The sequence below is a fragment of the Chromobacterium vaccinii genome, assembly GCF_000971335.1.
GTDB lineage: Bacteria > Pseudomonadota > Gammaproteobacteria > Burkholderiales > Chromobacteriaceae > Chromobacterium > Chromobacterium vaccinii.
In genome coordinates, this window is record NZ_JZJL01000010.1 from 80,173 (window position 1) to 98,621 (window position 18,449).

Here is an 18,449-nt window from a genome sequence, read left to right on the forward strand (position 1 = left end):
AACAGGATATCAAACCCGGCCACGCTTCGCCATTTCGCCACTTTATATCGTAATGACCGCCATTCATATCCGCCAAGCCCCGCTCGTGATCAAGGCCGGCGCCCGCGCGCGCCGATTGCTGCAACAGGGACTCCATCCGGCCCAGGTGGGCATCTTGCCCGGCGCGGCTGGCGGCCCCAAGGCCGTGGGTCTCACCGGATTGGACCAGGCGGTGTTCAACTGGCTGGCCGGCGCGCCGCGGCAACGCGAGCTGGTGGGCGCATCGATAGGCGGCTGGCGCTTCGCCTGCGCGATGCAGCCGGACTCCGCCCAGGCGCTGGCGCGGCTGGCCGAGCGCTACACCGCCGAGCATTACCATCCCGGCGTCACCGTCGCTCAGATCACCACGCAGACGCGGCGGATGCTGCATGACATCCTGGGGCCGGATGGCTTCGAGCTCATCCTGGCGCACCCCCATCACCGGCTCAGCCTGCTGCTGGTGCAATCGCGCGGGCTGGCCAACCGCGAGGCCAAATCCTCGCTGCTGCCAGGCCTGGCGCTGGCGGCGGCGCTCAACGCCGTCTCCCGCCCACTGATCCGCCACGCATTCAGCCGGGTGATCTGCCACGATCCGCGCAGCGAGCTGCGCTTCCAGCCGGCCGACGCCATTCCCACCCGGCTCTATCCGCTGGCCGCCGGCAATCTGGAACAGGCGCTGATGGGAACGGTGGCGATACCCGGCGTACTGCACGGCGTGCAGTTGCCGGACGCGCCGGCGGCGATCTACCGCGACGGCGGGCTCACCGACTACCACATCGATTTTCCCTTCGCCCACGGCGACGACATCGCGCTGTATCCGCACTTCACCGACCGCATCGTGCCCGGCTGGTTCGACAAGCCGCTGCCCTGGCGCAAGCCCGGCGCCGCCAATCACGCCAATACCGTGCTGCTGGCGCCGTCGCGCGACTACCTGGCCGCCCTCCCCGGCCGCCGCCTGCCAGACCGCAAGGATTTCCGCCGTTACCTGGGACGCGACGAATTGCGCCGCCAGCACTGGCGCGCCGCCACGGCGGAAAGCCAGCGGTTGGGCGACGCTTTTCTCGAGTGGCTGGAAAAGCCCGGCTCCATCGCCGTGCAGCCGCTGTAAACGCCTGCGCCTTGCCGCGGACCAAAGAAAAAGCCGGGCGAGCCCGGCTTTTCTAATGCTCTAAACAGAGGAACCCATCAACCCGCCTGCGCCCAGCACTGCTCTTCAGGCATGTCGCGCGGCGTGGCGTTCAGCTCCACCACCACGTCGCGCGATTGCGCGCCCTTGCTGAGGCGAACGGTCATCTTGTCGGCCACGCCCGGTTGATCGAGGTCGCGGCGATACGTGAACGAACCCCAGTCGGACATCGCCGCGCGGCCCAGCTGCGGCGCCTGCACCAGCTGGTAGCGCTCCACCCCGCCCACGCCCTCAAGCTGGCCGCGCAGGCAGCGCGCCGGCCCCGCGTAGCTCAGCTTGGCCAGGTTCAGCTCGCCGGTTTGCGGCGGTTGCGGCTTGGCGCTGCCGGCCAGGCCCAGCGGACCTTCGCAACGCAGCACGGCGGTCTTGCGCTTGAAGTCGTAGTCGGTGGCCGAGCAGTTGGTCGCCATCAGGTTATTGATGCCGCCGGTCTTCACCAGGTTCTGCAACGCGCCGTCCAACAGCTTGTCCAGCTCCTGGCGCGCGCGGGTGTTGTCGCTGGCGGACAGCGGCAGCGTGCCGCTGCATTCGAAGCGGCGCAGCGCGCTGGTTTCGCCGTCGGCCCACACCTGGCAGCCCACCGGCAGCGAGCGGCGCATCGCAGCTTCCACCGCGCCGGCGTCGCCGGCCTGCCACTTGTCCTTGGCCACCCAGTCCACGCCCTCTTCAGTCGAAGTATTGCCCAGCTGGCCGGACTTGGCCGCTTGCACCTGTTGCTCCACGTACTGGCGGAAACCGGACACCAGCGAGGCGTCGCCGCCCATGCTGTTCACCAAGGCGTCGAAGCGCTTGACGTCGTCGGCGCGCAGCGAAGCCAGGATGTCGGCGATCTTGCCCGGCTGCTGCTGGTTCAGGTAGTAGAACCACAGCGCGGAATGGCTGTAGAAGTCCCAGCCGTCGCTATAGCTGGAGCGCATGATGCGGGACGGCTCCAGGAAGCTGTTCGGCCAGCCGCCGGCCACCACGTCCACCACGTGGCCGCGCACCTTGATGCCGTCGCGCGAGGTGCTCCAGGCCATGAATTCGGCGAAGCCCTCGTCATACCACGGCATGCGGCGGTCGTCGCGGTAGAACTCGGACGTGCCCCACATGCCCGGCTGGATGTAGCGGCCGGACAGATAGTGCACATACTCGTGGCGCACCAGTTCTTCCAGGGTCAGATAGCTCTCGCGCGGCACTTCGCGCTGGAAGGTGTAGAAGGTGCCGTCCTTCTCGATGTAGATGCCGCCGTTGTCGGTGGACAGCTCATTGAGCAGGCCCTGGAAACGCTGGTAGGCGGTCTTGGTGCCGTAGATCACCATCTTCAGCTTTTCGTTGGGATCGTTCGCCACCGCCTCCTTGGTGCCGGCCACGCGGAACAGCTGGGTCTGCACCTGCTTCATCGCATAGTACAGCGGCTCCACTTCGGCCAGGCTCAGCGGGGTTTCGAACACCAGCTTGCCGTTGTCGAAGCTCCAGCGGTTGGGGAACAAGCTGGCGCGCAGCTCCTGCTCGGCCTGGCAGATGCCGTAGCGCTCGCACGGCACCTTGCCCAGCTTCTTCAGCGCGTACACGGCCTCGGCCCAGGCGGCGCCGAACTTCTCGCCCTTCAGATGCAGGGCGACGGCGGATTCAGCTTGCGGCGCGGTGCGCGGGTATTGCATGAAGCGGCCGGTTTCACGCAGGGTGTTGAGGAACATCTGCTCGTCGGCGAAAGCCGGCTGGCCGGCGCGGGTCAGCCCTGCCAGGCTGGCCACCAGACCATCGAGCTGGCCCTTTTCCACCTTTTGGGCGAACTCGGGCTGGTAATGCATATTGAACAGCAGCGTCTGCATCGGATGCAACGCGAAGCGCGCCCAATTGTCCTTGGCGGCGGCGTTATAGCGGCCGAAGAAGCGGTTCAGCAGCGGCAGCGCGTACTCGGCCTTGCGCACCGAGTCCGCCAGGATCAAGGTTTCCGCCACGCTCTGCCTAGCGTCGCGCTCGCGGAACCAGGCGTCGCGGTCGCCGCGGCTGTCAATGGCCTTGACGTTCCACAGCGCCGGATTGGCGGCCATCGCCTCCACCACCTGCATCACCGGCTGATCCACCGCCGGACCGTAATCGCCCACTTCTTTGGCGTGGCTGTACTGCAGGAAGTAGCCCGCCTTCAGGAACACCGCCAGCGGCCACAGGCCGTTGGCGTTCTGTCCGTCCCAGGCAGTCGCGCGCTGGCGCGCTTCGGCCGCCACCAGCTGCATATTGGCCGGCGACACCACGCGGTAGCTGAAGTTGTCCGCCTGGAACAGGCGGTTCATGCAAGTGCCGTCCACGCTGGCCACGTAGCGCACCAGCGCCTGGCCGGACAGCTGGCCGAGCTTGGCCTCGTCGCAGTCGGCATAGGCCGGCGCGGCCGCATCCGCCCGGGCCGCCTTGCGCGCGATCTGGGCTTGCTGGCCCTGCGGCTTGGCCGGCGGCTGCGCGCCGCCGTTATCCGGCGCCGCCGGCGGCAGGCCGTGCGGGTAGTCCGGCTTTTCCGACAGCGCCGGGGAGTGGGAGGAATAGCGCGCGCTGGGCTGATTGGCCTGCGGCGCGGGTTGTTGCGAGCCGGCCTGGCCGCCGCCTGTCGTCGTCAGGCAGGCGGACAGCGCCAACGGCACCATCACGGAAAGTCCCCACGCCCGATACCGACGCGGTAGTGTTGTTGTATTCATTCAGTCATCCAATGGCTTGTTCAAATGACGCCAGGCTAATCAGCCAAGCGTCGCGAAGCATAATGGATATCACTGATATTGAATATTGTGTTTAAGGCCAGATCGTGATCTTAAACAACAAAACAGGCCAGTTAATTTTCACGCTCAATTGCGGCTTAAGAAAATACAAAAAAAGCCGCATAAGCGGCTTTTTTGAACGGAAGTTGCTGGAATCAATGACGCGCTTCGCGCGCCGCCGCCACCACGTCGTAGTCGAACAACTGGTTGGCATCTTCCTCGTCGAACACATAGCGCTGGTTGCAGTAGTCGCAGACGATTTCCACGCTGCCCTGCTCCAGCAGCACATCGCCCACTTCCTGGCCGCCCAGCATGGTCAGCATATTGCTGACGCGCTCGCGCGAGCAGTTGCAGTTGAAGCTGACGGTTTCCTGCTCGAACACCCGCACCTGCTCCTCATGGAACAGACGATGCAGAATGTCCTCGGCGCCCAGATCCAGCAGCTCTTCCGCCTTCAGCGTGCGGCCCAGCATCTGGACGCGGTCCCAGCCCTCGGCCTCGCCATGGCCCTCCGGCAGACGCTGCAGCAGCATGCCGGCGGCAGCATTGTCGCCGCTGGCCAGAATCAGCGCGGTATCCAGCTGCTCGGAGCGCAGCATGTAGTTTTCCAGCATCCGGGCGACGGAATCGCCCTCCAGCGCCACGATGCCTTGCCAAGTCTGGTTCTTGTCCAGACGCGGCTCCAGCGTCAGCACGAACTTGCCGCCCTGGCCAAGCAGCTCGGCCAGCGGCTTGTCATCCAGCTCGCCATCCCACTTGGCGGTGGCGCGCACGGTGCGGTCGTTGTTGCACTCGACCACAGCCAGCTTCAACGCGCCGGTGCCATGGATCTGCAGAATCAGCGAACCATCGAACTTCAAGTTGGCCGCCATCAGCACCGAGGCCGCCATCATCTCGCCCAGCACGGTTTTCAACGCTTGCGGATAGGCGCGCCGCGCCAGCACCTGCTGCCAGGCGCCATCCAGGCGCACCAGCGCGCCGCGCACCGGCGCGCCATCGAACAGGAATCGTTGCAGTTTGTCGTGGTGGTTCATATTCATGCTTCCTTGGCCGCCGCGGCGGCCGCTTCAACGGTATAGACAGACATCGGCAGCGAGGAGCTGACGTCGAATTCGCAGCCGGCGCGCACGCCGATCTCGGCGATCTCCCGGGCCGACAGATCCTGGTCGTAGACCGCGTGCATCGCGCCCATCGCGAACTTGCGGCCCGAGCCTATCGCCCAGATGCGGGAGAATTCGTAGATCTCGCGCATCGGATACACGCCGAAAATGCCGTGGGCGTTAGCGATCACCACCATCATCTGGCTGGACTCGTACGGATCTTCCTCATCCTCCTCCGGACGCATGTAGAACGCGTCCTTAAGCTTCGGGTGAAGCTTGCGGAAGGTGTCGAAGATGCCCTGGCGGCTGCTCAGATCCTTTTTCTTCAGCTCTTTCAACGCGCCCTGCAGCACCAGGTCGTGCGCGGCGGAGCCGGACACGGCCAGATAGTTGTCGCCGTGGCGGAAAATCTTGTTGTGGAAACAGTCGTACGGCGCGAGAAGCTTCTGATCATCGCCGAAAGTGGTCTGGCTGTCGGCGGCGATGGCGATCTGGTCGCCCTTGCGCACGGCCACGATGGTTGTCATGCGGCTACCTTGTCATATTCTTGAAAACAGTCCTTCAAGATGGGACCGAAGCCGGCATTTTGCAATCCCGGCGCAAAGCGAAACCGGTGATTCTACCATAAGCCGTCCTACAAGCCGTGACGCGCCCTAAAAGCCCGCCCAATGCCTGCTGCGCATTAGAGAAAAATTACATCAATAAAAAACCGCCCCATGCATGCATAGGGCGGCTACTGTTTTTGCAAAGCGACCTCAACCGGCAGGCGTATCTTTTCCAAATGGCGACAGCGCCACCGCTCGGGCAACGGCCTGCTGCAGACTGGTTCCATCCGGCAAAACGGCGCTTTCCATCAATTTCCCATGAATGGCTTGCGCCTGCGCTGGCTGGCCCGCGGCCTGGAGCAGAAGACTCTGCGCATACAGTCCCGGGAAGCTGTTGGGATTCAAACCCAAAGCGCGCTTCACTGACTGCTGCGCCTCTACTGCCTTGCCTTCCATAATCGCGACAATAGCCAAGCCGCCGTGCGTGTCGGCAAAATTCCGATCCAGCCTCAATGCCTCCAGCAATGCTTCTTTGGCGGCTCCCGGTTTTTGCTGCAAAATCCGGCACCAAGCAAGCACATGCCAGCTTCCCACATGCCCAGGCATATGCCGCAGGGCTTCGCCTACCCGGTCCGCGGCCTGCTCCAAATCGCCCTGCAGCATGGACACCAGCCCCTGCCCCATCCAGGCGCGGCCGGAATTCGGCCTGCCGGCGCACGCCTGATCCAACATGGGAATGGCCACGTCGAGATCCTGTTTGCTGATCGCCAGCATGCCCAGCACGGTTGCCGCGTCCGGATCCTTCGGCGCCGCATCCAGCACCTGCCGCGCGACGATCTCCGCGGCAGCCAGGTTTTCCTGATCCAGATACAGGGTTGCCAGCAAGCCATACATCGGCAACAGCTCCGGATGCTCGCGCAAGGCTTGCTCACACGCCGCAACGGCCTCATCCACCTTGCCCAGAAAATGCAGCGCGCGCGCGTACAGCGGTCCAGCCTGCGGCAAAACATCCAGCCGCGACGCTGCTCTGGCCGCGTTAACCTCCGCTTCGGCATAACGGCCCTGCAACATCAACGCATATGCCAAGTTGTAAAACAGCGCAGGCTCTTCCCATCCCTCGCCGCGCAAATCATCAAAGGCCGCGATGGCATCATCCAAACGGTTCTGCCTCATCAGGCAGACCCCTACGAGAGAGCGCCCCCCGAAATGTCCAGGATCCGCCGCGAGCAAGCGGTTCAAAATCTCTTCACATGCCTGCGTCTGCCCAGACTGCAAATAGAGGTCCGCGAGTTCAAACAATAAATGGGTGTTGGCCGGATCGGCCTCCAGATAGGCATGCAGCTGGCGCTGCCGCTGAGTAGGTTCGGTCATGATGATTGTTTATGAGCTTGTTGCAATTGCTGCCGCAGATAGGCGGCCAGCGTTTCAAACCTGGGATGCTGCCGTATGGTTTCCGCCACATCCGCCACCAAACCGCCGAAGGCGGGATCCGATGCGGCGCCGGCGCCCAGTTCCTGCGCGAGCAATGCGCGCACATGCACCTCCAGCGCGCGTTGCTCCGCATCGGGCCAAGCGGGATCGATGGATCTCAACTGGCCGGCGATTTGCTTACGCAGGACAACCGCGGCGTCGGGCGCTTTGCCGCCATCGGGCGCCTTGCGCCCCGCCGCTGATTTACGGCTGCCGGCTGCCGGCTTTCCACCCAGCAGCCTCTGTAAAATGCCAGCCTTGTCTATCGGCTCCATCTATTCCCCTTCGGCACTGCGGACGGGATCAATGCAGCTGCTCATCCCCGGATGCCGCGTATCCACGCAGGAACAGGCTGCTTGCAGAGCCTGAAGACGCCTCGTCCTGGCTGGCCGTCTGGGCGGCTTCCGCTTCATGGGAAGCAATCTGTTGGAGAATACGCTCCATATCGGCATTAAGCACCGGGACTTCCTGATTCGCCGCGATGCCCTCCGTCAGCAGCGCGCGGCATTCGGCGAATTCATCCCGGATCAAGTGCTCCAGCCCCAGACGGAACAACTGCAGCGCCGCATCCTTCGGCAGGATGTCCAGCCCCAGCCATGCTCGCCTAGCATCGTCCGGCCGGCCCTGGGTCAGGTAGAGCAGGCCCAACTGAAACGCCGCCATGACCAGATTGGGCTGCAAGGCCACCGCCTGCTCCATGGAAGCCGCCGCGCGGTCCGGCATGCCGATCTGCGCGTATTCGGCTCCGAGCAGGTAATGCAGGCGGGCATCCTGCCCGTCGTTCGCGACGCCTTGCTTCAGCAGAACGACCGCTTCGGCATGCTGCTGACTTTCCATGGCGTTGACAGCCAATCGAAACAACTCTTCCTGATCCAGCATTGCGTAATCCATTACGACTCCAATTCAACAAATTATCACGTCAAAACGGCAGCACACTCATGAAGAAACGAGTCAGCCAGCCTGGGTTGGTGAACAGGCGCTGATTGCCGGCGGTCTGCTGCTCCAGGCGCACGTCGGTCAGCTTGGTAGACGACACCAGGCTGCCCGGTTGGATATCGCGGGGATTGACCGTTCCCGACAAACGGATCTGCTCGTTGTCATCGTTGATCTGCACCTGTTTTTCGCCGCTGACCCTGAGATAACCATTTGCCAGCACATCCACCACGGTGACCGAGATGGAGCTGGTAAAGCTGCTGTTGTTGCTGCGGCTGCCGCGGCCATCCACCTTTTCGCCGCCGGAAGCGCCCAACTTGCCGGACACGGTTTTCTTGCCCGGCGCCCAACCGAACATGCGGTTGATGACCGGCGCGTCCAGGCCTACATCCAGTCCATTCTCGATATCGGTATTGCGGCTGCCCTTGGACTCTTCCGACAGGCTGGAGCTGGCCCTCTCCTGAATCACCACAGTCAGATTGTCGCCGATCCGGGACGGCACATCGTCGCGAAAATAAGAGCGATACCTTCCTGGCTGGTACAAACTGCCCGGAGTCGGCTGCATTTGCGGAACAACCTGAGGGGAGGCGGAGGTCGGCCCGACCACCAGCGGCTTGGGCGGCACGCTGCCGCACGCGGCCAATGCCAACGCCAGCAATGGCGCCATTCTGGCATAACAAGACATAATCGGTCTTTCTATTGCATGAGGACGCCGCGGCGATACCGCCGGCTCCCCACTCGTTTCAAAATCATCCGCCATCCTGACAACAGTCTTATCCTGCTTTCAGCGGAAAAGTTTAGCCGCACGCCGTCAAAATTATCCTTCTCCGCCTTTGCCTCCGGCCAGATGACAGCGTAAAGCCGTGAGTCCGTCTTTATGCAACTGCGAAACCCGGCCCTTGCTGACATTCAGAACGCCGGCGATCTCCGCGAACGCCACCCCCTGCAGATAATGCAATCGCAGCACTTTCTGCTGCGCGGCCGGCAAAGAGAGCAGATGCGTGAGCAAGCTGCGCCTCATTTGCTTGAGCTCCAGGGACTGATACGCCAGATCCTGACCCTCAGGCTCATCTTCCGCCCGGTACATTCCGCTGTCTTCCAACATGAAGCCGATGGCAAAACCGATGGACAAGGATTTCAGCATCTCAAACGGGTCGGAAGCATCGTCATCGACATCCAGATTCTGAGCCCGCTCCCGCAAGGCTTTCTTGCGGGCCGACATCTGGCTGGCCACTTCCGACGTGCTGGCGAGGTGATCCAATATCTCGCCGCGAATGCGATATTCGGCATAGGTCTTGAATCCCACTCCGCTATCGGGACGGTACCGGTTTATCGCCTCCAGCAGACCTATCATTCCCCACTGAAACAAATCGTGGAACTCAAAGCTTTCCCCAATCCGTTTCGCGAAAATCTGGGCGGCCAGAATGCGCACCAAAGGCAAGTGGCGCTCAATGAGGTCTTCCCGCGCCTCCTCTCCGGCTCCGCCGCCCGGCGTCCGCTCCGTACCCCCGGCCGATGGAGAATCCAGGACAGGCATCGCAGGTCACATGCTGTCCGACAAGACCGCACGGGCCACCAGGGTCCAGCCGTCTATCAACACAAACATCAATATCTTGATCGGCAGGGCGATGGACACCGGCGGCACCATCATCATGCCCATCGCCATCAGCACGCTGGAAACAATGATGTCCACCAACAGGAACGGCAAGAAAATCACGAAGCCTATCTGGAACGCCAACCTCAGCTCGCTCAACAGAAAAGCCGGCACCACATGCACCAGGCTGATGGACTCTGCATCGTCGGGCATGTCCTTGCCGCCTATGCCGAGCACAAAGCCCATATCCTGCTCGCGCGTCCGGCTGACCATGTATTCCTTCATGATGGCGCCGCCCTGCTTGAGGGCTGCCGACGCAGGCATATGCTGCGCGTACAGCGGCGTCACCACTTGCTGATCCAGCTTTTCGAAAGTGGAGCCCATCGACAGCAGCGTCAGGAATGCCGCCAACATGATCAGCACCACATTGGGAGGCGTCTCCTGCATGCCGATGGCGTGCCGAAGCATCGACAACACGATGATGACGCGCGTGAAGGAGGTCATCACCACCAGCATGCCCGGCAATAACGCAACCAAGGTCAGCGCAAGGACGATATTGACCGCCTGGCTCACGCCCGCGCCGTTCAAGGCCACATCCACCATCTGTCCCTTGGCGTCCGCGACCGCAGGCAGGCAAGCCAGCAGCCACATCAGTTTCTGCAATCTCTTCATGGCTTTGAATCATCCCGGATGACCGTGATGCCGCGCTCGCTTTCAGCCAGCATGATTTCCCGCCCTCCATGCTCGATTACATACAGCGACGACTTCGCCGACAGCCTGCGCTTGGCAAGCAAACGGAGCTCCTCCGCGCCCGCTGCCCGCGGCCCTTTCATATAACGCTGCCGCCACCAGCATGCAGCCGCGCCGATCAGGGCTAGGCCGCCGAGAATTTCATAAGGCCCAAGCAAGGCTGCGGCGCCGACAGCGGGCTCCTTGCGGAACCGCAAGGGCGCGTGGACGGGCTCGGAAGCGGAAGCCCCGCACGCCGGCGCAGACGCGCCTTGCACGCAGGGTGCGCCGACGGCAGCGGCGCTCAATACCGCCAAACCAAGCGCCAAGGCCAGCAACGGCTGCATCAGATATCTCATTTCAATCTGCCATTCACGCGGAAAGCTGCGCCACCTGCTCGATGCGGACGCCGAAATGATCTCCCGCCACAACCAGACTGCCGCGCGCCACAACCTGTCCGCCCAGCAAAATCTCCACTGCGTCGCCGGGCGCTTTATCCAGAGCCAACACCTCACCCTCCTTCAATGCATCCAGCTCCGCGATGCTCAAGCGGCAGCGTCCGATTCGGGTTTCCAGCTCCACCTGCACTTCTTTCAACAGCTCCATCCGGCCTTGCAGCAAGCCTGCCGCGCCGGCCTCGGTTTTCCCGTCCAGTTGCGGGGGGCTGAAGATTTCCACTTCCTTGCTCATGCTTTTCCACTCTTGTTGATTGCTTTGTCGGCCCGGCGAACCTTGACCGACGGTTGACCCTGATGCAGCCCGTATTGAGCGCGCCCAAGCAGTTCGCCGCTTTGCAGGCGCAGGTCGAACGGCGTCCCCGCCTTCTGATCCAAACGGATCACATCGCCTGGACGCAGAGAGCCCAGGTCCTCAATGGAGAACTGCGCGGGGGAGGCGCGCACTTCCAATTCGACGAGGCCATCCACCGGCAGCGAGCGCAGCAATATCGGCTCCAGCGCCGCCGCTTGCCGCGGTGCGGAGAGCCAGCACTTCGCCTGGTCCGCAGACAACAGCAAAACCAAGGTCTGATCCGCATGACGCAACTCTGCCCGTAAAGCGCCTGTGGACGAAAACACCGGGTTCAGCTGGCCACCGTCTCTCGGATCGTCATAGGCCTTCTGGGGCGCATCCGCTCCCGCGATCGCGGCGGCCAGCGCGTCCCGCGCCGCGCGAATCGCGGACGCCGCCAGATTCGAGCCTTCGATAGCCGCCCGACTCTTGTCCACGCCCAGGCAGACACGGGCGAAAAAGCCTGCCTGATCCGACATGGCAGGCCAGGCCCCGCCCGCCATCAGCCATTTCCCGGCGGAAGCATCCGCCAACGAAACCGGCCGGACGCAAACCTGAGCCTCGCCGTCCGCCAGCCCCCACTCCCGCAGCCAAGCCGAATAGCGCTTTTCGATGCCGGCTTCGACCGCATCCAGCTCTTTTCGGGCATACAGCCGGAATGGCAACGCGCGGCTCATCGGGAGCCTTTCATCTGCAGCGCCTGCTGCATCATCTCGTTCGCGGCGGAAATGAGTTGCGAGGCCGCTTGATAGCCGCGCTGAGTGATCATCATGTCGCTGAACTCAGACGACAGCTCGACATTGGAAAGCTCCAGCTTGCCGCCGGCCACCTTGCCGAACACGCCGCCTCCGGCCACGCCGTATTCCGGGCTCTGGCCGGCCAGGGCGCGGTAGTATCCGGAGCCGGCCCGCTCCAGTTGGTGGTCGGGCTGGGAGAACCAGGCCAGTGCCAAACGTCCCGCCACCGCGGTCTGGCCGTTGGAGTAGCTGATCTGGCCCTTGCCCTCGCCATCGAAGGTCAGCTTGGTCAGCGCGCCCGCGCCGTAACCATCCTGGCTGGCCACCCGGATAGTCGACGAGGTGCCGCCGGACAGGCTGGTCGTATCGGAAATGGAGCCCGGCTGGCCGAAGAACAGCTTCAGGTCAGACTCGCCGCCGGTAGCGCTTTTCAGCTTCATTGTCAGCTGGTTGTACGCAAACGATGGCGAGCCATCGGGATCGAAGCGGATCTCGCCGCTGCCCACCGCGCTCTGTGACACCTTGTCCTGCACCTCCACTTTCCAGCTGCGCGGTGTCGTGGAGGCATTGCTAGTGAAGCTGATCTTCAGTTGCCGCTGAGCGCCGTCCTTGTCGTAGACGGTGGTTTCCGCGCTGCTGTTGGTCGCGCCGGTGGACAGGTTGTCGGCGAACTTGATCGTGGCCGTCGGCTTGGCCATCTGGCTGCGCAGCGTCCCGACGGAAAAGTCGGACAGACCGTTGGCGGGGTCGAACATCTGGATGCGCGACTTATCCTGACGGCTAATAAGCGCGCCATCGGCGTTCAGCTCGAATTGTCCGACGCGGCTGTAATTGATCTGCTCGCCGTTCTTGGAAACAAAAAAGCCGCCGCCGTCCACCGCCACATCCAGCGGATTGGTCGACGATTGCAGCTCACCCGCGGAAAAGTCTGTCGAGGACACCCCGATTTTCACGCCTTCGCCGTGCTGCCCGCCTTGCCCGCCCTGCGCATCGTACTGATACATCATGTCGGTGAACTGCAGCGAGGTCCGCTTGAAGCCCGGGGTGTTCAGATTGGCCACATTGTTGCCGATGTTGGACAGCCCCTTCTGGAAGGTACGCAAGCCGCTCAGGCCGACGAACATGGTGTCTATCATGTCGCGCTCCCTCTCACCAAAGCCACTTGGGTCAACGCGACATCGGTCATCAGCTCGCCGCTCGCCGCTTTCACCGTCAGCATCGGCTGGCCGCTGGAAAAGGAGATGGTCGTCACCTGCCCCGCGACATTGCCGTTGGCCGTCTGCACTTCCACGGTCTTACCGATCAGGCCGATAGACTGGTTCGCAGCTTGCTGCGCCAGCAGGGTATCCAGTTTCTCGTTGGACATCCGCGTCTGCTCCAGCGACGAGAACTGCGCCATCTGCGCCATGAATTGCTGGTTGTCGATCGGTTTCAGCGGGTCTTGGAAGGTCAGCTGCGTTGAAAGGATGCGCAAGAAGTCCTGCTGGGTGATGCCCCGCGTCTGCGCGATGCTGTCGCTGCCGGAAATGCCCAAACCTGTTGTCGCCATGTTCACCTCTATTTCAAAACGTTCAAGCCGGCGGCGGCGTTGCTATAGACCACCGCGCCATTGACGGCCAGCATCGCCAGCCGCCCACCCTTTTCTCTGATATGTCGCTCCAGCCGCTGGCCGAGGGCCTCAGCTTCGCCCGCGTCCATGCGCGCGTCGCGCACCCACACCCTGAGCTGCCCCTGGTCGGCGAATACCGTGATCTTGCAGGGCTTGAGCCAGGACCGGAGCATGGTTTCAGCGTCGCTCGCCATCGAGATCCGCTCGGCAGCGCCAGTCTCCTCCGCCCGCGCAGACAGCTCGAGCGGCGCGCCAGACAAACCGTAAGACGCGGCGGCCGCGCTTCGCGCCACAGCCGCTTGTCCGCGGAAAGCCAGGGCCTGTCGGGCCAAAGTCCCCCGGTCGATTCCGGCGGCTTGCGCCCGCGGCTCGTCAGGAGATGGCGTCGAACCCACATTATCTTTACCCGCCGCCGCGATGCCGCTCTCCGGCGCCGGGTTGGAAAGCGCCGCGCCGCCAAGCTCGATCGCGCGGCACACGCTGTGGTTTGCCAACTCATCGTCCAGTTGCCTCTGCCACCGCCGTCCGGACCGCTCATCCAATGAGTCCCGCTCCGACCCCGGCGCCGCGCCGCGCCGTTCCATCTCTACCCATCCCACATTCATGCGCGCTCTCCCGCCATGCGGCGCTGCAGCCACGCATCGTCCTGCTCGCGGTATTCGCCGCGCTGAACCTCAGCCATCCACGACGCGCGCTGCCTGTTTTCATGTTTCTCAAACTGGCGCAAGCGGGCTTGAGCCTCCAGCAAAGCAGCCATCGCCTGCTCTCTCAATTGCTCCGAATCCTCGACGATGTGCGCCAGTTGCCGACAACGCAGGCGCAGCTCCCGGATGAAACCCAGCGCGGACAGGTACAGCGCTTGGTTGCCCACCAAGGCCGGCAGCGTTCGCTCGCAACTGGAAACCTCAAACTCCGCGGCGCGCATGGCCGCTCGGTCGGATGCCAATCTGTGCTCGGCCTCTTGCAGAGCCTGTCTCAACGGCTGCAGCGACGATTCCTGAAACCGCATCAAGGCCTCCAGCCGATAGCGGAACTTCCGCATCAGCGCCCTCCCAGCATCGCCGCAAGCTGCGCCAGCGCCGCCTTGCGTTCGCTGCGCTCATGCGTGCCTTGCCGCAGAAAACGCTCCAAGCCCGGCTTGCGCTCCAGCGCGTCATCCAGATCCGGATTGCCGCCCGGCTTGTATACGCCGAGCTCCAGCAAATCCTTGCTGCCCGACAGCAAGCCCATGGTTTTCCGGCACGCACGCATCAATGCCTGCTCCTCCTCGGTCGCCAACGCGGAGGCCAACCGGCTGACACTGCCCAACACGTCGATCGCAGGGAAATGGCCGACATTGGCCAGATCGCGCGACAGCACGATGTGGCCGTCGACGATGCCCCGCACGCTGTCCGCCACCGGATCGTGGATGTCGTCGCCCTCCACCAGCACGGTGAACAGCCCGGTGATGGAGCCGCCTTCCTTGCGGGTGCCGCAACGCTCCAACATGCCGGCCAGCTCGGAGAACACCGACGGGGTGTAGCCGCGCGAGGTGGCGGGCTCGCCGGTGGCTAGGCCGACCTCGCGCCGCGCCATCGCGTAGCGGGTCAGCGAATCCACGATCAGCAATACGGACTTTCCTTGGTCGCGGAAATGCTCGGCGATGGTGACCGCGCTCAGCGCCGCGGCCTCACGCACCAGCGCCGGCTCATCCGCCGTCGCCACCACCACCACGGAACGGGCCAAACCCGCCTCGCCCAGGTTTTCTTCGAGGAACTCCAGCACTTCCCGCCCGCGCTCGCCGATCAAGCCCACCACCACGATGTCCGCGGCGCAGTTGCGCACCAGCATGCCCAGCAGCGTGCTCTTGCCGACGCCGCTGCCCGCCATGATGGAAAGGCGCTGGCCGTAGCCTATCGTCAGCATGGAGTCGATGGCCCTGACGCCGGTTTCCATCACCTGATCGATGCGGCTGCGCTTCAGCGCCGGGATCGGCGCGCTTCGCACCGGCCGACGGCTCTCCTCGGATAACCATCCCTTGTCGTCCAGCGGCCGGCAGAACGCGTCCACCACCCGCCCCAGCAGGGCATCGCCCACCGGGATGGAAAACGCCCGGCCGGCCGAGACCACCCGGCCGCCGAGCAGCAATCCATCCACCGGACCGTACGGCAACAGCAGCAGGCGGTCGCTGTCCAGGCCCGCCACCTCGGCCAGCACATGGGGACGCCCGTCCGACATCTCGATATGGCAAAGATCGCCCAAGCCGACGCCGGCTGGTCCCCTGGACTCAACCAACAGGCCCACCTTGCGGCTCACATAGCCGACCTTTTCCACCAGATCCGCCGACTTGACCGCATCCAGCAGCCGCTCGAGCTTAAGCATCATGCCCGCCCGGCCTCGCGCAATGCCCGGTGCAAACGCTCCAGCTGGGTAGACCAGCGGGCATCGATATCGCCATGAGCGGTTTCGACCATGCAGCCCCCTCTCGCCAGCGTGTCGTCGGCCGCCACGTGGACTTGCCGGCCGAGCTCGCCGGATATTTCGCCGCCGTCGCCCAGCAGCGCCGCGTCGGCCGGATGCAGGAGAACGCGCACCGGTTCCCGGCCAACGACTTCCCGCAACGCCCGCCGCACGCCGGCACGGACCAACTCCGCCGATTGCGGGATGTCGCCGACGACGCGGATCAACGCCTCGAATACCACCGGAGCGACCATGTCTTCCATTTCGCCCAGCATCTGGGCGCGCCCGTCCTCCATCGAGGCGAGCAAAGCCTTGGCATGCTGGGCCGCCTGGCCCAGCTGATCGCGGATTTCCGCTTCAGCCTTCGCCATGCCGGCCCGGTAACCCTCGTCACCGGCGTTGGCGCGCATCGCGTCGCACTCGGCCTTGGCCTTGGCGCGCATAGCCTCTATCTCGGCCATCGCCCGGGCACGCATCGCGCGGATTTCCGCCTCGGCATCTACTGGGCGAACCGCTTCAGGTTGCTGCACCGCCCGCTGCGCGGCGGCTTGAAAACCGCTGCTGGATTGCGCCTCCGGCCGGGAACGGATCAGGGGGCTGCGGATGATATCGCTCATGACATCGCTTTCTTCAGCCAGGCGCCCAGGCCAAGCCACATAGAGCCACCCGCGTCCTCTCGAACAGGGACATCCAGCTCGGCTCCGGACGAAAACGCGCTCGACGCGGCCAAGCCAGCCAACACCGCCGCGCGCAGCGCCGGCGCTTCGCGCTCCGGACTCGCGGCCCAACTACGACGCAGTTCTGCGGTGCGGCCACTCCATGCCTCGCTGCTTTCCATGAAAGCAAGCACGCGGCCGCGCAGTTCCGCGCCCAAGGCATGTCCGATCGCGGCCTGCAGCCATGCGGGCTCCGCCGCGATCGCAGCCGCCAGCGCGCCTATGCGGCCCGCAAGCCGCTGCTCGCTCGTTTGCAACGCCATGCCTGCATGCTCACTCATGGCCTCGGCCTGCTCCGCCAGCGGTCGCTCGTCCAGCTGCGACAATGCCAACCCCAGCCGGCCGCGCTCATCTTCCGACAAGCGGGACTCCAGCCAACGGCGGTCATCGGCGCTCAGCGCGGACACCGCCAGCGCCGCGCGCAGGCTATTCTGCTCCGCCGCCATCACTTGCCGCCCTCCGGCTGCTCCACCAGCCAGCGCCGCACTTGACGCAGCAAGCGCTCGCGCTCCGCTTCGTCCAGCGTCTTCCTGGCCATGCGGCGGCGCAGCGACCAACCTCCAGCAGCCCCTAGGGTCAGCAGCGCGGCCACTGCCGCCCACCAAATGGCCGGGCCGGCGTCCAGCTCGGCTTTAGCGGCCGCGACCTCTGCCGGCTTCTTGGCGTCGCCTTGCGGCGCGGCCACCGCCTGCACATTGTCCATCACCGAGAAAGCGATGCCGTCGCCGCGGCCGCTGTCCAGGCCGATGGCCATCGCGATCACTTCGCGCAAGCGCTCCACCGCGCTGTCGGACAGGCTGGCGTTGGTGATGATGCCGACGCTGATGTGCTTAACCGCGCCGCCCGCCATGCTGGTCTGTTTCAGCTCGCGGCCCACCTGGTATTCGGAATCAAGCGACTTGTTGCCGCCCGCGCCGCCCATAGCCGGCATGGCCTGGGATGCGTGGCCGGCATCCGCGCCATCGCCCTGCCATTGCTCGCGCCTGCGCACCAGCACGCCCTTGTCGCCGCTATCGCCCACCACCGACTCTCGCGTCAGCTTCTGCGAAGACAGATCCAGCGCCACGTCCACGCTGACCGCCGCCTGGTTCGGTCCCAAAGCGGTGTCCAGAATCCGCGTCACCTTGTCCACGAGATAGGTCTCGGTTTCCTTCTTCAGCTGCAAACCGGCGTCTCCGCCGGTCACGCCATCTTCGCCGGCTTCGCGCGCGGATAGCGCCACGCCACGCTGGTCCAGCACGGTGACGGCGGCGGCGTCCATTTCCGGCACGGAGGCGGCCACCAAGCGCTGCACCCCGGCCACCTGCTCCTGCTGCAGGCTCTTGCCGCCCTTCAGGGTGACCCAGACCGAAGCCTTGGCCTTGGCGCCGCGCTTGCGCAGCATGCCGCCCTCAGGCAACACCAGGTGGACGCGGGCGTTCTGCACCTCGTCGAAACCCATGATGGTGCGCGCCAGCTCGCCCTGCAGCGCGCGCTGGTAGTTGATCTTCTGCGCGAACTCGGTCACGCCGAACTCGGCGTTGTTGAACAATTCGAAACCGACAGAGCCCTTCAAATCCAGGCCGCTGCCCAGCAGCTTCATCCGCGTCTTGTACAGCGCGTCCTTTTCCACCTGGATGGTCTTGCCCTCGTCGGACAGGACATAAGGCGTCTTCTGCTTTTCCAGCGCGGCCGCGATGCTAGCCGCATCCCGGGCGTCCAGGTCGGAGAACAGCACCTGGTAATCCGCCTTGCTCATCCACCAATACGCGCCCACCGGCGCCGCTACCGCCGCGATCGCGCCGGCCAACAGAAAAGCCCGGCCCGCCCCAGAAGAGCGCTGCCAGAGCGCCTTGATAAAATCCACCATCGTCTG

21 protein-coding genes are annotated in these 18,449 nt (G+C 64.2%); 1 reads left to right on the forward strand and 20 read right to left on the reverse strand.

The window, feature by feature from the left end; all coding sequences use genetic code 11:
- Nucleotides 1-52: 52 nt before the first annotated feature.
- Nucleotides 53-1,126 carry a hypothetical protein gene (locus VL52_RS07180; protein WP_046156394.1) on the forward strand — a complete coding sequence of 358 codons (1,074 nt, stop codon included), beginning with the start codon at nucleotides 53-55 and terminating at the stop codon, nucleotides 1,124-1,126.
- Nucleotides 1,127-1,203: 77 nt separating this feature from the next.
- Here VL52_RS07180 and VL52_RS23185 read toward each other — a convergent pair whose 3' ends face one another.
- The 20 genes from VL52_RS23185 to fliF form a co-directional block, all read right to left on the reverse strand.
- Nucleotides 1,204-3,825: a M9 family metallopeptidase N-terminal domain-containing protein gene (locus VL52_RS23185; RefSeq protein WP_052729198.1), complete on the reverse strand. Its 2,622-nt coding sequence runs from the start codon at nucleotides 3,823-3,825 to the stop codon at nucleotides 1,204-1,206.
- Between the two features lie 263 nt (nucleotides 3,826-4,088).
- Nucleotides 4,089-4,973 (reverse strand): Hsp33 family molecular chaperone HslO, encoded by an 885-nt coding sequence (gene hslO / locus VL52_RS07190; RefSeq protein ID WP_144410181.1) that lies wholly within the window; start codon nucleotides 4,971-4,973, stop codon nucleotides 4,089-4,091.
- Entirely contained in the window at nucleotides 4,970-5,560 is a 591-nt protein-coding gene (locus VL52_RS07195; protein WP_046156396.1) for an Ntn hydrolase family protein, read from the reverse strand. Before VL52_RS07195 ends, hslO begins: the two co-directional genes overlap by 4 nt.
- A gap of 228 nt (nucleotides 5,561-5,788) precedes the next feature.
- A complete protein-coding gene (locus tag VL52_RS23190) occupies nucleotides 5,789-6,949 on the reverse strand; it encodes a tetratricopeptide repeat protein (protein WP_052729199.1) in 1,161 nt (386 codons plus the stop codon).
- A complete protein-coding gene (locus VL52_RS24450) occupies nucleotides 6,946-7,323 on the reverse strand; it encodes a hypothetical protein (protein WP_144410182.1) in 378 nt (125 codons plus the stop codon). Before VL52_RS24450 ends, VL52_RS23190 begins: the two co-directional genes overlap by 4 nt.
- Before the next feature lie 28 nt (nucleotides 7,324-7,351).
- Nucleotides 7,352-7,927 carry a tetratricopeptide repeat protein gene (locus tag VL52_RS23195; protein WP_160298924.1) on the reverse strand — a complete coding sequence of 192 codons (576 nt, stop codon included), beginning with the start codon at nucleotides 7,925-7,927 and terminating at the stop codon, nucleotides 7,352-7,354.
- A 40-nt stretch (nucleotides 7,928-7,967) separates the two neighbouring features.
- Nucleotides 7,968-8,648 (reverse strand): flagellar basal body L-ring protein FlgH, encoded by a 681-nt coding sequence (locus tag VL52_RS07220; protein ID WP_052729201.1) that lies wholly within the window; start codon nucleotides 8,646-8,648, stop codon nucleotides 7,968-7,970.
- Nucleotides 8,649-8,798: 150 nt separating this feature from the next.
- Nucleotides 8,799-9,518, reverse strand: a complete 720-nt coding sequence (locus tag VL52_RS07225; RefSeq protein WP_046156401.1) for a sigma-70 family RNA polymerase sigma factor — start codon at nucleotides 9,516-9,518, stop codon at nucleotides 8,799-8,801.
- A 6-nt stretch (nucleotides 9,519-9,524) separates the two neighbouring features.
- On the reverse strand, nucleotides 9,525-10,247 hold the full coding sequence (locus tag VL52_RS07230) for a flagellar type III secretion system pore protein FliP (protein ID WP_200895970.1): 723 nt from the start codon (nucleotides 10,245-10,247) through the stop codon (nucleotides 9,525-9,527).
- Nucleotides 10,244-10,651, reverse strand: coding sequence for a flagellar biosynthetic protein FliO (locus VL52_RS07235; protein ID WP_046156402.1), 408 nt, complete (start codon nucleotides 10,649-10,651; stop codon nucleotides 10,244-10,246). The genes VL52_RS07230 and VL52_RS07235 overlap by 4 nt, the downstream gene beginning before the upstream one ends.
- A gap of 25 nt (nucleotides 10,652-10,676) precedes the next feature.
- The gene (locus VL52_RS07240; protein WP_052729202.1) at nucleotides 10,677-10,994 is read right to left on the reverse strand and encodes a FliM/FliN family flagellar motor switch protein; all 318 of its coding nucleotides are present in this window, start codon (nucleotides 10,992-10,994) and stop codon (nucleotides 10,677-10,679) included.
- Nucleotides 10,991-11,770 (reverse strand): FliM/FliN family flagellar motor C-terminal domain-containing protein, encoded by a 780-nt coding sequence (locus tag VL52_RS07245; protein WP_046156403.1) that lies wholly within the window; start codon nucleotides 11,768-11,770, stop codon nucleotides 10,991-10,993. Before VL52_RS07245 ends, VL52_RS07240 begins: the two co-directional genes overlap by 4 nt.
- Entirely contained in the window at nucleotides 11,767-12,966 is a 1,200-nt protein-coding gene (locus tag VL52_RS07250; protein ID WP_082113671.1) for a flagellar hook protein FlgE, read from the reverse strand. The genes VL52_RS07245 and VL52_RS07250 overlap by 4 nt, the downstream gene beginning before the upstream one ends.
- Nucleotides 12,963-13,379, reverse strand: coding sequence for a flagellar hook assembly protein FlgD (locus VL52_RS07255; RefSeq protein WP_046156435.1), 417 nt, complete (start codon nucleotides 13,377-13,379; stop codon nucleotides 12,963-12,965). Before VL52_RS07255 ends, VL52_RS07250 begins: the two co-directional genes overlap by 4 nt.
- Before the next feature lie 8 nt (nucleotides 13,380-13,387).
- Nucleotides 13,388-14,044, reverse strand: a complete 657-nt coding sequence (locus VL52_RS07260) for a hypothetical protein (RefSeq protein WP_046156405.1) — start codon at nucleotides 14,042-14,044, stop codon at nucleotides 13,388-13,390.
- Nucleotides 14,041-14,481, reverse strand: coding sequence for a hypothetical protein (locus VL52_RS07265; protein WP_046156406.1), 441 nt, complete (start codon nucleotides 14,479-14,481; stop codon nucleotides 14,041-14,043). Before VL52_RS07265 ends, VL52_RS07260 begins: the two co-directional genes overlap by 4 nt.
- Nucleotides 14,481-15,800, reverse strand: a complete 1,320-nt coding sequence (locus VL52_RS07270; protein ID WP_046156436.1) for a FliI/YscN family ATPase — start codon at nucleotides 15,798-15,800, stop codon at nucleotides 14,481-14,483. The genes VL52_RS07265 and VL52_RS07270 overlap by 1 nt, the downstream gene beginning before the upstream one ends.
- Nucleotides 15,800-16,495 (reverse strand): FliH/SctL family protein, encoded by a 696-nt coding sequence (locus tag VL52_RS07275; protein WP_046156407.1) that lies wholly within the window; start codon nucleotides 16,493-16,495, stop codon nucleotides 15,800-15,802. Before VL52_RS07275 ends, VL52_RS07270 begins: the two co-directional genes overlap by 1 nt.
- Nucleotides 16,492-17,040, reverse strand: coding sequence for a hypothetical protein (locus VL52_RS07280; RefSeq protein WP_046156408.1), 549 nt, complete (start codon nucleotides 17,038-17,040; stop codon nucleotides 16,492-16,494). Before VL52_RS07280 ends, VL52_RS07275 begins: the two co-directional genes overlap by 4 nt.
- Nucleotides 17,040-18,443: a flagellar basal-body MS-ring/collar protein FliF gene (gene fliF / locus VL52_RS07285; protein WP_046156409.1), complete on the reverse strand. Its 1,404-nt coding sequence runs from the start codon at nucleotides 18,441-18,443 to the stop codon at nucleotides 17,040-17,042. The genes VL52_RS07280 and fliF overlap by 1 nt, the downstream gene beginning before the upstream one ends.
- Between the last annotated feature and the right edge of the window lie 6 nt (nucleotides 18,444-18,449).